This window comes from Pseudomonas oryzihabitans, assembly GCF_006384975.1.
GTDB classification, from domain to species: domain Bacteria; phylum Pseudomonadota; class Gammaproteobacteria; order Pseudomonadales; family Pseudomonadaceae; genus Chryseomonas; species Chryseomonas psychrotolerans_B.
Genome location: NZ_CP021645.1, coordinates 3,306,086 through 3,318,180, shown reverse-complemented (window position 1 = coordinate 3,318,180; position 12,095 = coordinate 3,306,086). Strand labels below are relative to the sequence as shown.

Genomic DNA, 12,095 nt, shown 5'->3' with positions numbered 1-12,095 from the left:
ATCAGACCCTGTCCCTAGAAAACCACCGCGTTTCCCAACCCCTTCGCCAAAGCGCCCTCAGATATCGAACCGCTGCACCCGTGGGCCGCGTTGGCGTAGGTCGGCGAGACTTTCGCTACTCAGGGCGCCTGCTGCTCGATCCAGGTCGCGTTGCAGATCCTTGATCACCGTGGCCAGAGAGGTCTTGCATTCGAGGCTGCACAAGGGGATGGCCTTGGTCACCGTGATCGCACGGGCGGTATCGGTGATGGTGAACAACAGGGTCCGGTCGGCGCGTCGGGGAACGGCCAGGCAGGAATGTGGGCTGAAGGCGGTGATCAGCTCATCGATGGCATGTTCCATGGGCAAGTCATCCTTGTCATGACCTTGAAAGGTCCGAGTCAGACGCCTTCGCGGCCCGGAAGGTTCAGTACGAATTGGCTATAAGGTCGCGATTCCTTTCTATAGATGGGGGAAGCCCGTCGCGATCTCGCTTGGAGCCAGAGGGAGGGTCTGTGCGGATGCCCACTCCGTTGGCTGTCGCTGGCTTTTCCACCCCCGCATCACTCGGCCTGCTGTGGATAAAGCCAATCCACCGCCCATCCATCCTCTGCCTTTGACGCCCGTAGCCGGCTGCGGCAGAGTGCGCGCCCTTTTGTGGTGCGGAGTCGGTGATGAATGCGGTGGTGGTAGCGGTGGGGCTCATGCTGGTGCTGAGTCTGTCCCGGGTACATGTGGTGGTGGCGATGATCGCCGGTGCGGTCGCTGGCGGGTTGGTGGGCGGGCTCGGGCTGGAGGGCACCCTGCTGGCCTTCAACGCCGGCCTGGGTAACGGCGCCAAGGTGGCGCTTTCCTATGCGCTGCTGGGCGCCTTCGCCGTGGCCATCAGCCAGTCGGGGCTGGCCCATATGCTGGCCGACCGGGCGCTGGCGCTGATGGAGCGGCAGGCCGCCCAGGATGGCCGTTCGTTGCGCTGGGCCCTGCTCGGGTTGCTCTTGGCGGTGTCCATCGCCTCGCAAAACATCCTGCCCATCCACATCGCCTTCATCCCGCTGCTGGTGCCGCCGCTGCTCTATGTGCTGACGCGCCTGGAGCTGGATCGACGGCGGCTGTCCTGCGTCATGACCTTCGGCCTGATCGCCCCCTACATGTTCCTGCCGGTGGGCTTCGGCAGCCTCTACCTGCACGACATCCTCTTGGCCAGCGTCTCGCGTGCCGGGGTGGACGTGAGCGGGGTGGACCCCAGCCGCGCCATGTTCCTGCCCGCCCTGGGCATGGTGGTCGGGCTGCTGTTGGCGGTGTTCGTCAGCTATCGCCGGCCACGCCGCTATGACCTGAGCCTGGTGGCGCGCACCGAGCGCGCCGACCGGCCCTACAATGGCCGCACCCTGGCGGTGGCGCTGATCGCCGTGGTCGCCGCCTTCGGCGTGCAGCTCTGGCTGGATTCCATGATCCTCGGCGCCCTGGTCGGCTTCGTGGTCTTCACCGCCACCGGAGTGGTGCGCTGGCGCGAGGCGGACGACCTGTTCAGCGAGGGCGCGAAGATGATGGCGGTGATCGGCTTCATCATGCTCACCGCTGGTGGCTTCGCCGAGGTGCTCACCGCCACCGGCCAGATCAAGGACCTGGCGGCCAGCGCCGCGGGCTTGATCGGCGACAACCGCGCCCTGGGCGCACTGCTGCTGCTGCTGCTGCTGGGCATGCTGGTGACCCTGGGCATCGGCTCGTCCTTCTCCAGCGTACCCATCCTCGCCGCCATCCTCGGCCCGCTGTGCCTGCACCTGGGCTTCTCGCCCCTGGCCATCGTCTGCCTGATCGGCACCGCCGGCGCCCTGGGCGATTCCGGCTCGCCGGCCTCGGATTCCACCCTCGGCCCCACCTCCGGGCTCAACGTGGACGGCCAACACAGCCATATCTGGGACACCGTGGTGCCGTCCTTCCTGCACTTCAGCCTGCCGATGCTGGTGTTCGGCTGGGCGGCGGTGCTGTGGCTATGAGCGTGGCTGGTGCTTGCGCAGGCCGGGGGCGTAGTCACCGAGGATATAGATGGCGCCGTCACGCACTTCCAGGGGCACGGCGGTCAGGCGCTGGCCTTCGCAAGGACCTTTGACGCAGTGCCCGTCGACGATGTCGAACAGCGCCCCGTGGGCGCCGCAGAGGATGAGGCTGTGGTCGGCATTGAGGAACTCGTCCTTTTTCCAGGCCATGCGGGCGAATTCGTAGTGCGGACAGGCATTGCGCCAGGCGAAGACGCGATCCTCCAGGCGGACCAGGAACAGGGTGTCCCGTCCCTCGCCGAGCGGATCGAAACCTCGCGAGCGGCGTTCCGGTAGCTCGTCGAGCCGGCACAGTGGCTCGACGATGGGGCGCGGAACGATGTTCATCGTCGCCTCAGGCGGGCTTGCCGTTGGGATACCACTTTTCGACCGCCTCGAAGAGGAACAGCTGCGAGGTCTCCGGGCTGGCCGCGGCACTGCGCGGTTGCCAGTCGGCATCGTGCTTGTCCATGTCGGCGTCGTATTCCACGTGCACGCCCAGGGGCGAGTTGAAGTACCAGAACCAGTTCGAGCCGAAGTTGTGCCGGCCCGGCCCCCAGAAGGTCTCGTAGCCCTTGCTCTGCAGGCGGTGCCCGGCCAGCATCAATTCGGTGGGGCCCTTCATATGGAAGGCCAGGTGCTCCAGGCCCTGCATGAAGGGTGGGGTCTGGATCATGAACAGGCAGTGGTGGTCATCGTTGGCCTGAGGGCGCATGAAGGGGCCGACGTCGAGGAACCTGTCGGTCACCACGAAGCCCAGGCGCTGGTAGAAAGCTTCCATCTTGCGGTAGTCCGGGACGAAATAGACGATATGCGACAGGGTGTGCGGTTGCGCCGCCACGCTGCCGTCGCTGCCCAGTTCGTTGGCCGGGCGCGCGCTGGCCGCTCCGGGGGTATTGACCCGCTCGGGCGCAAGGTCCAGCGGCCGGCGGTGGGTGACCCGAAAGGCGATCTCGAAACCCAGGTCGTCGCGGCATTCCAGGGTGCCGTCTTCCCGGCGGACTAGCGGCCGGTCGCGCCCCAGTTCGTCGGCGATCTCGTCCACCGCGGCCTGATCGGCGCAGCCCCAGATGGTCTGGCGTAACTGGCTGGTGGTGGGTAACGGCGGGGGCAGGGCGGGATCGTCGGCCGGGCGCAGGGTGATGGCCGTGCCGTCGAGCGCCTCGAAGCGGTAACCGCCGTCGGCGAGCGCCACCTCGTCGAGTCCGAAGTCCCGCAGGAAGGTGCGGCTGGCCGCCAGGTCCGTTACCCCGAATACCATGTCGTCCGGGCCGATGATGCGCATTGTCGAGTCCTCGCAAGAATTCAGTCGTGCCGCCTTGGGCGGTCTGTAGCGAGGCTAGGCATTGGCTGCGTTTTGCGAAAACAGAAGTTGTTGATGCGTCGTATTGACCGGATAGATACTCGGGCCGCACGGGCGCCACAGCGGATGAGCGCCGGACCTCAACAAGAACAATGAGCCTGGGGAAGGACAAGATGCGTTTCGGTCGCTTGGATCTGAATCTGCTGGTGGCCCTGGATCGGCTGCTGACCTATCGCTCGGTGACCCAGGCCAGCGACGAGATGCACCTGACCCAGTCGGCCATGTCGTCGGCGTTGCGCCGGCTGCGCGACTACTTCGACGATCCGCTGCTGGTGCAGGTCGGCCGGCAGATGCAGCTGACGCCGAAGGCGGAGTCGTTGCGCCAGCCGCTGCGGGAGATCCTGGTGCGCATCGAGTCGGCGATCACCAGCGACCTGGACTTCGATCCCCAGACTTCCAAGCGCGAATTCCGCATCGTGCTCTCCGACTACACCCTGCAGGTGCTGGCGCCGCGGGTGCTGGCCGAGGCCGCACGGCAGCAGGCCAGCGTGAGATTCAAGTGGCTGGCGCAGGTGCGCGATCCGGGGGCGGTGATCGATCGGGGCGACGCCGACCTGATCATCGCGCCGGACATCCTGCTGTCGGCCGAGCATCCCAGCGAGGCCCTCTATAGCGACGACTTCGTCGCCCTGGCCTGGGCCCAGGGGCGTTATGGCCAGGCGCCGCTGACGCTGGAGCGCTATCTGGAGGCCAGGCATATGGTCACCATCCCCCAGGTGGGCACGAGTAGCGTGATCGTCACAGGCCTGGCCAAGCGCGGCTTGCGGCTGGAGGTGGACGTGGAGTGCTTCAGCTTCTCGGCCCTGGCGCCTTTGCTGGTCGGCACCGACCGAATCGCCACCGTCCACGGTGCCCTGGCCGACCAGGCACTGCGCTGGCTACCCCTGGTGCTCCACCCGCTACCGTTCGACCCGCCGCGGATCGTCGAGCACGTGCAGTGGCATGCCCAGTTGGGGCAGGACCCGGCGCTGCGCTGGTTGCGCGGACTGTTGAGCATGGCGGCCAGCGCGCTGCACCGGGAGCGGCCAGGTATCGATGCCGTCAATGCGAGGGATGCATGAAAAGCGTTTCCGGGCGGCGGGGCCTCCTCGCTTAAGGTGAGGCGAACGTCGCTGCGGCCGGCTGCTGCCTCGGTCCTGCCGCGGCATCCGTCGGCTGCCTGGAGGAGACACCGTGGCCCTGTTCAATTTCTTTCCCAATTACGTCTGGAATCTGACCGTCGCCATCGCCCTGGAAAGTGGAGCGAAGATCGGTGAGGTGATGGACATGTGCCAACCCTTGCTGGAACGCGCTGAGGGTGGCGAAGACGTCGGCACCGTGCAGTTCCTCGAAGCCTGGGTGGCCGGTGCCGACAAGCTGGCGGCCCTGGCCGACGAGGACCTGGCGCGCGGCGCCGGTTTTTCCGCCGCCGACAAGCTGCACCGGGCGGCGCTCTACTACCTGCTCGCCGAGCGCATGCAGGGCCAGGGACATGCCGGGCGCGAGGCGACCTACGCCAAGGGCAAGGCCGCCTTCCTCAGCGCCATCGACCATGGCGGCGAGAATTGCCAGCGCATCGAATTCCCCTACCGGGACGGCAAGCTGTCGGGCTATTTCACCCGCGCCGAAGGCGTGACGGGGCCGGCGCCCTGCGTGCTCTATCTCAACGGCCTGGACAGCTGCAAGGAGATGCTCTACTGGTCGCATCTACCGCGGGAACTGGCGCGCCGGGGCATCTCGACGCTTTGCCTGGATCAGCCAGGGACCGGCGAGAGCCTGCGCCTGGAGGGCTTCCATGCCGATCCGCAATCGGAGAACTGGGGCACGCCGGCCTTCGACTACCTGGCCGGGCGTCCCGACGTCGATCCCGCGCGGATCGGCATCACCGGCATCTCCCTGGGCGGCTACTACGCCCCGCGCATCTGCGCCAACGAGCCGCGCTTCGCCGCTGGCGCCTGCTGGGGCGCCAACCACGACTGGGGCGAGGTGCAGCATCGCCGGCTGCGCCGCGAGGGCGAGAATCCCGTGCCGCACTACTGGAAGCACGTGCACTGGGTGTTCGGCGCCCATGACCAAGAGAGCTTCTTCGCCAAGGCCGACCGGATGTGTCTGGACGGCGAGATGGAAAAGATCCGTGTGCCCTTCCTGGTCACCCATGGCGAGAAGGATCGCCAGATCGGCCTGGAGTACGCCCATAAGGCCTACGAGGGGCTGGTGAACTCACCACGGCGGGAACTGAAGATCTTCACCGAGCGCGAAGGTGGCGTGGAGCACGTGGGTGCCGACAACATGGCCTTCGGTCTGCACTACATCGCCGACTGGTTCGCCGACACGCTCGACGGCCGCCTCGCCCCGCGCTGAATCTCAAGCGCCGCCCCTCTGGCGGCGTTTCCTGCCATGCGTTTTCCCCGACAGGCTGGCGCTATCCTCGCCAGCCTGTTCGCTTTGGCGTCCGTGGCCGAACGTTCTTTCTTCCCTACCCGCTACGTCAGCACCTGACGGCCTCGCAAGTGGGCCTCGCTGATCTCTCCTGCGCTCATCGTCCCCTCTCCCGCTGGGAGCGGACACCGTAGGAGCGGCCCATGGCCGCGATCAGCTAGGTCCCGGTCCCACGCCGGACCGGAGCTAGAACCGGCGGATAGACGAAAACGGCCGCCTCCGAAGGCGCGGCCGTAGCAGGGTAGCGCAGGGGTCTCAGAGCCGTAGCGTGGAAAACGGCGCAGCCTTTTCCACTGTGGATTGCGTGGCGAGAGGCGCCCTCACCCCAGCCATCTCCCAAGGGGAGAGGGAGCCATCCGAGCAGGCGGCCATCTGCATCGGCCCCGGCAAGATCGTGAAGTGGGCCTTGCTGATCTCTCCTGTGCTCATCGTCCCTATCCAACGCTGTCTCAGCGTTGCACGAGAAACAGGTGCAGCGCTACGCAAAGTCGCGCTGTATCGTCCCCTCTCCCGCTGGGGTGGGCCGGGAGAGAACACCGTAGGAGCGGCCCATGGCCGCGATCAGCGCAGTCCCGGTCCCACGCTGGACCGGGGCTAGAACCGGTGGACAAACGAAAACGGCCGCCCTGCGAAGGGCGGCCGTAGCGGGGTAGTGCAGGGGAATCAGGATTCCTGAGGCGCGCCAGCACCAGTGAGCGGCAGCGGCTGGGCGCGGGCCAGCAGGAAAGCCAGCAGCGCCAGGCCGCCGAGCAGTGAGGTCGCCAGGCTCAGGGCGCCGAAGCCGAAGTGTTCGCCTAGCAGGCCGCCGACGACGGGACCGCAGGCAGCCCCGGCCATGAGCATGGCCGGGGTGGCGGCCACCGCCCGGCGGCTCGGGTCGAGGCGGGCGAGCAAGGCGAAGACGAAGGTATGGGTGGCGGTCTGCGCCCCGGTATAGCAGGCGGCGGCCACCGCCCAGGGCAGATAGCTGGAGACGTTGGTGATCACCGCGGCCAGCAGCATCTGGATGGGCGGGCCGCAGAGGATCGCCCGCTCGGCGCTGACCCGGCGCTCCAGGAACAAGGCCAGGGGTACGATCACCATCAGGTTGACCAACCCCAGCGCCATCAGCACGCCATTGATCTGGCCGCTACCGAAGCCGCGGGTCCGGCCGATGATGTCGAAATAACCGAATACCATGGCGTTGTTGACGGTCATCAGGCAGATACCGGCGATCACCAGCCAGACCTTGCGGCTCAGTCGCAGATCTTTGCCTGCCAGCGGTTCGTGCTCGACCTGCCCGAGTTTGGGATAGGTCGCCAGCAGCGCTAGCGCGGTCACGACCATGATCACCGCCAGCGCCTGGAACAGGGTCTGACCGCCATGGCGTTCGATCAGCAGCGGCAGCCCGGCGAGCAGCAGGATGGCGGCGATGCCCAGGGCCAGACCGGCGAAGGCGAAGGTGCGATGCGGTCGGGCGCTATGGCCCATGGCGCCGTGGGTCATGCTCAGGCCGCAACCCACGCCCAGGCCGGCCAGCAGGTGCAGGATCAGCAACGCCTGGTAGGCGTCGTAGCGCGAGGCGGCGGCGAAGCCCAGTGCGGCGATCGCGAAGCCCAGGGTAGCAAGGGCCCGGCGCGGTAGCCGGTCGAAGCGGGCAGCCACCGTCACGCTGGCCAGCACCATGGCCAGCAGGAACAGGGTGACCAGTTGCCCGGCGCCCTGGGGCGTGAAGTGATAGTGCCCCACCAGGGTACCGATCCAGACCGGCAGCACGACCAGATCGAGCATGCCGGCACAATGGGCGAGCAGCAGGGCGGCCAGCGCCGTCCGCTTGATGACGATAGCGTTCATGGATTTCTCCTGGGCAGCGGTGCACCGGGCTGGTCTGAAAAGGGCTCGCGTTCGGCGACCGTGTAGACCAGCCCTGGGCTCCGGGGAAATGCGTTAGACGGGTTCGGCCAGGGCCAGCATGGAGTGACGCATCAACTCCGCATGTTCCTGGCGGTCACCGCGGGTGCGCTCGATCTCGCAGAGGCGGGCCGAGTTGGTGACGATCATCCGGCAGCGCTCCCAGCGGCGCGCCTCGAAGGCGGCCAGGGCGGCCGTTATGTCCGGCGTTCGGGCCAGTTCGTCGGCCAGCACCACGGCGTCTTCCAAAGCGGCACAGGCGCCGGCGGCCAGGTGCGGGGTGGTCGAGTGCACCGCATCGCCGATCAGCACTACCCGGCCGCGATTCCAGGGGCGTGGCAACAGCAGCTGATAGAGCGGGCGATAGAGGATCTGACTTTGTGCGTTCAGGCCAGCGGCGATGAGCTGCAGGGTCGGGGAGGGAAAGCGCTGCAACAACGCCCGGAAATACGCGAGGAAGGTCTGCGGATCGAGATGTTCGGTGGTGCCGCGGGCTTCGGTGAGGAACACATAGCCCTGGGTAGCGGAGACGCGATTGATGCCGACCTTGAGTTCGCCGTCGCTCCACATGCCGGGACGCTCCAGTGCCTGCGGCCAGTCCACCAGGGCGCGCCAGACGCCCTGGCCGACGTAGGCCGGCGCGGGGGCATCGGCGAAGGCCTGGGCGCGGACGCTGGAGTGAATGCCATCGGCGCCCACCACCAGGTCGTACTCGGCGCTGCTGCCATCGCCGAAGCGCACCCGTACCCCGGCGGGCTGTTGCTCGAGGCCGGTGAAGCCGTAACCCAGGCGTACCGGGATGCCAGCCCGGCGTACGTGCTCGCGCAGCAGTTCGGCGAGCCGCGGGCGCATGATGCCGGCACTGCCGTAGCCGGTGTCACCCACCACCGGCGTCGGCAGGGTGACCAGCACCCGGTCGCTGGTTGGTTCAAGGATGTCGAAGCCATTGCTCAGGCCGCCTTCGCGAGCGAAGGCCTCATAGATGCCCAGGCGCTGGAAAACCCTCAGGGTCGCCCCGTGCAGGCTGATCCCGGCACCGTCGGTACGCCAGTTGGGATCCTGTTCGAGGAGTTCCACCTGGGCGCCGAACTTGTCCAGTTCCAGGGCGGCGGCCATGCCGGCGAAGCCGCCGCCGATGACCAGTATGCGCGATGCGTTCATGACAGCTTTCCTTTCAGGGCGAGCGTTTCAGAAGACAAAGGACAGGGCGACGACCAGGGTGCTGAGGTCGCGCTTGTTGTCCAGGCCGTCGCGGCGGGTGTAGTCGATGTCCAGACGTTGGCCGAATTTGCTCAGGCCTAGGCCGATGCCCGAGACCAAGGCCGTGGGGTCGCTCAGGTAGCGGTCGAGGTCGTTGACGTACTCGTGCTCGACTCCCAGGGTGAAGCGTGGTGTCACCTGTAGATCGGGCGAGAAGGCGGCTTTCTTCTCCAGGACCACCTTGCTGAAGACCAAGCCGTAGTCTTCGGTGCTGCCGACGGCGCCGCCGATGCGGGTACCCTGGTTGGTGGTGGCCTCGGCGATGAAGTCGCGCTGGAAGGTAGCGCCCAACACCGGGTGCAGCACCCAGTTGGCTGGCATCCAGCTGGCGTTGCGGCTGTCCCAGGTGCCCACCAGCTGGCTTTCCAGATAGAGATGGTCGTCGCTCTGGCCACTGTAGTGGACCGGGATGCTCACGCCCGGGGCGATGTTCTGGGTCAGGGAGAATTTCGATTCGCCCTTGGTGTACTCGGCGCGGGCGAAGGCCGCCAGCGGTCCGGCGAAATCCTGGGCGACCATGGCTTGCAGGCCCCAGCCCCGGTAGCCGGTGCTGGCGTGACTGCCCAGAGGATCGCGGTTGAACAGGTTGTCGAAGTCGTACGTCGTGTAGGTCAGGCCCACGCCATAGATACGGTCGGGGGTGGGCGCATGGAGGAACTGCAGCGCGGCGCGCTTGATGGTGCCGTCGTTTTCCAGGGCCGCCGAATGGTCGGCGTAGGCCTTGGTTCCGGTGATGGCCACCCGCACGAAGTTGGCGCCACTGCTGGCCGGCAGCTCGTGGGTCAGGGTCAGAGGTGCGATGTACAACTGGTCGTCGTCGCGAAAGCGCGGCAGCGGTTTGCCGGGCGACTGGTTATCGCCGTACTGGGTGTTGTTGCGCGACTCGCCGATCCGCGCCTGGTGCAGGCCGAAGTACTCGTCGCTGAGCATGGGCACCAGGACACCGGCGTCGATCAGGGTCTTCATGGTGATCATGCCGGGCGTGGGGACGAAACCGCCGGTGGGCGGGGTATTGGTAGCGTCTGCCGCAACAGCGCAATACAGCGGACTCATGGCCCAGGCCAGAGCCAGAGTGGGAAGGCTGGCTTTCACATCGGTTCTCCGTTGTTCTTATTTTTGCCGACGCCGACTGCAATTCCTGGCGTCGGGTGGGGTCGCCGCGACGGGGCCAGTATTCGAACAATCCCTTGTGCCTTGGAAGTTCAAGGTATGGATGCCAGCTATCGACGGCATCAATGGGTGGCGCATCGATTCGCTGGATGCCAGGCATCGCGAAAACTTGTTGGTCAAGGCCAGCCTTCCTGGCGACATCATCCAACTCGCGCAAACGTTCAGGCATAACGACAACTAGGAGAATCCATGCGCCAGATCATCGACTTGTCCGTCGCCTTGCAGGCCGGTATCGCTTCCGATCCCCCTGGCATGCGGCCCAGCATCCGCTACCTCGATCATCTGGAGGGCGCGCGGGAGCTGGAGCAGGCCTTCGGCATCCCGCCGGACAAGCTGCTGGAGGGGCAGGGCGGCGCGGTCGAATTCCTCGAGACCACCACCCATGCCGGCACCCACATGGATGCGCCCTGGCACTACCACCCCACCATGAACAACGGCGAGCGGGCCATCACCATCGACGAGGTACCGCTGGAATGGTGTTTCGGTCGCGGTGTGAAGCTGGACTTCCGCGCCTTGGCCGATGGCCATCGCGTCTCGGCGGCCGAGGTGGAGGCGGAGCTCGACCGTATCGGTCACGTCTTGCAGCCCGGTGATATCGTCCTGGTCAACACCCGCGCCGGCAGCCGCTACGGCCATGACGATTACGTCTCGGCCGGCTGTGGCATGGGTCGCGAGGCCACCCTCTGGCTGACCTCCCGCGGCGTGCGGCTGGTGGGCACCGATGGCTGGAGCTGGGACCCGCCGCTGGGCGCGGTGATGGCCGGGATCCGTGAACATGGCGAATGGTCGCGCTTCTGGGAGGGCCACAAGGCCGGTGCCGAGACCTGCTACTGCCACATGGAAAAGCTCGGCAACCTGGAGCGGCTGCCCGCCACCGGCTTCGACGTCATCGCCCTGCCGGTCAAGGTGGCCCGAGGTTCCGCCGGCTGGTGTCGCCCAGTGGCCCTGCTCGACGAGGAGCACCCCGCATGAGATTCGTCAGCGCCGCCAACGGCCAGCCCGATGGCCGTCTCCACCTGGTCAGTCGTGACCATCGCCGGGCCGTCCCGGCGGCGGCCGCCACCACTCTGCAGGCTGCCCTCGACGACTGGCGCCGGCTGGCGCCGGATCTGCAGCGCGAGGCCACGGCCCTGGAACAGGGAGCGGTCGCCGGGGAAGTGCCCTTGGCGCAATTGCAGCTGTTGGCGCCGCTACCACGTGCCTGGCAGTGGCTCGACGCCAGTGCCTTCCCCAGTCACGGCGAATTGATGCATAAGGCCTTCGGCTTCGCCGCCACCCATCCGGAAGGCAAGCCGCTGATGTACCAGGGCGTCTCCGATCGCTTCCTGGGGCCGGACGAGCCGGTGCCCTTTGGCGATCTCCGTGACGATATCGACTTCGAAGGCGAGTTCGGCGTGATCTGTGACGCCATTCCCCAGGGCGCGGACGCCGCCCGTTGCCGGGGGCACATCCGCCTGCTGGTGCAGATCAACGACTGGTCGTTGCGCCGCTTGGGGCCGCTGGAGATGAAGAGCGGCTTTGGCATGCTGCAATGCAAGCCGCGCTGCTCCATGGCGCCGGTGGCGGTCACCCCGGACGAGCTGGGCGAGCGCTGGCAGCAGTGCCGTATCGACCTGCCGCTGGAAATCCACCTCAACGGCGAAGTCTTCGGCCGGGCACGTGGCGGAGCCATGGCCTATGGCTTCGACGAATTGCTCGCCCATGCCGCCTATTCGCGCGACCTGGTTGCCGGCACGGTGCTCGGTTCGGGCACCGTGGCCAACGCCGAGTGGCGCGAGGTCGGCAGCTCTTGCCTGTCCGAGCGTCGCAGCATCGAGGTGATCGAGCATGGCCGTCCGCTCACCCCTTATCTCGCTTTCGGTGACCGGGTACACATGGAGGCACGGGATGCCGACGGAGCCCCACTGTTTGGCGCGCTCGACCAGGAGGTGGTCGCGCTGGACGGCTAGCGCTGAGCGCTCGGCGCAAAAGCCGCTGAG

At 66.9% G+C, this 12,095-nt stretch carries 11 protein-coding genes; 5 read left to right on the top strand and 6 right to left on the bottom strand.

Annotation, left to right across the window (positions count from 1 at the left end; translation table 11 throughout):
• Positions 1 to 57: 57 nt before the first annotated feature.
• A complete protein-coding gene (locus CCZ28_RS14910) occupies positions 58 to 342 on the bottom strand; it encodes a hypothetical protein (protein ID WP_140219177.1) in 285 nt (94 codons plus the stop codon).
• A 311-nt stretch (positions 343 to 653) separates the two neighbouring features.
• Here CCZ28_RS14910 and CCZ28_RS14905 point away from each other — a divergent pair, with 311 nt between their 5' ends.
• Positions 654 to 1,976 (top strand): Na+/H+ antiporter family protein, encoded by a 1,323-nt coding sequence (locus tag CCZ28_RS14905; RefSeq protein WP_140219175.1) that lies wholly within the window; start codon positions 654 to 656, stop codon positions 1,974 to 1,976.
• Here the strand turns inward: CCZ28_RS14905 and CCZ28_RS14900 are convergent.
• Positions 1,971 to 2,363 carry a Rieske (2Fe-2S) protein gene (locus tag CCZ28_RS14900; RefSeq protein ID WP_140219173.1) on the bottom strand — a complete coding sequence of 131 codons (393 nt, stop codon included), beginning with the start codon at positions 2,361 to 2,363 and terminating at the stop codon, positions 1,971 to 1,973. The two genes, CCZ28_RS14905 and CCZ28_RS14900, sit on opposite strands and share 6 nt — an antisense overlap.
• 7 nt (positions 2,364 to 2,370) lie before the next feature.
• A complete protein-coding gene (locus tag CCZ28_RS14895) occupies positions 2,371 to 3,300 on the bottom strand; it encodes a VOC family protein (protein WP_140219171.1) in 930 nt (309 codons plus the stop codon).
• Between the two features lie 191 nt (positions 3,301 to 3,491).
• Between CCZ28_RS14895 and CCZ28_RS14890 the strand changes: the two genes are divergently transcribed.
• Together CCZ28_RS14890 and CCZ28_RS14885 are read left to right on the top strand one after the other, a co-directional pair.
• A complete protein-coding gene (locus tag CCZ28_RS14890) occupies positions 3,492 to 4,439 on the top strand; it encodes a LysR substrate-binding domain-containing protein (RefSeq protein ID WP_167509244.1) in 948 nt (315 codons plus the stop codon).
• 118 nt (positions 4,440 to 4,557) lie between these two features.
• Entirely contained in the window at positions 4,558 to 5,718 is a 1,161-nt protein-coding gene (locus CCZ28_RS14885) for an alpha/beta fold hydrolase (RefSeq protein ID WP_205894678.1), read from the top strand.
• A 741-nt stretch (positions 5,719 to 6,459) separates the two neighbouring features.
• On the opposite strand, the gene CCZ28_RS14880 is transcribed toward CCZ28_RS14885, so the two are convergent.
• The 3 genes from CCZ28_RS14880 to CCZ28_RS14870 form a co-directional block, all read right to left on the bottom strand.
• Positions 6,460 to 7,629 carry an MFS transporter gene (locus CCZ28_RS14880; RefSeq protein WP_140219164.1) on the bottom strand — a complete coding sequence of 390 codons (1,170 nt, stop codon included), beginning with the start codon at positions 7,627 to 7,629 and terminating at the stop codon, positions 6,460 to 6,462.
• Positions 7,630 to 7,722: 93 nt separating this feature from the next.
• Positions 7,723 to 8,847, bottom strand: coding sequence for an FAD-dependent monooxygenase (locus CCZ28_RS14875; RefSeq protein ID WP_140219162.1), 1,125 nt, complete (start codon positions 8,845 to 8,847; stop codon positions 7,723 to 7,725).
• A gap of 27 nt (positions 8,848 to 8,874) precedes the next feature.
• Complete coding sequence (locus CCZ28_RS14870; protein WP_140219160.1) at positions 8,875 to 10,038, bottom strand: hypothetical protein; 1,164 nt, start codon at positions 10,036 to 10,038, stop codon at positions 8,875 to 8,877.
• Positions 10,039 to 10,305: 267 nt separating this feature from the next.
• On the opposite strand from CCZ28_RS14870, the gene CCZ28_RS14865 reads away from it, so the two are divergent.
• Together CCZ28_RS14865 and CCZ28_RS14860 are read left to right on the top strand one after the other, a co-directional pair.
• Positions 10,306 to 11,088, top strand: a complete 783-nt coding sequence (locus CCZ28_RS14865) for a cyclase family protein (RefSeq protein ID WP_140219158.1) — start codon at positions 10,306 to 10,308, stop codon at positions 11,086 to 11,088.
• Positions 11,085 to 12,065 carry a fumarylacetoacetate hydrolase family protein gene (locus CCZ28_RS14860; RefSeq protein WP_140219156.1) on the top strand — a complete coding sequence of 327 codons (981 nt, stop codon included), beginning with the start codon at positions 11,085 to 11,087 and terminating at the stop codon, positions 12,063 to 12,065. The genes CCZ28_RS14865 and CCZ28_RS14860 overlap by 4 nt, the downstream gene beginning before the upstream one ends.
• Positions 12,066 to 12,095: the final 30 nt, after the last annotated feature.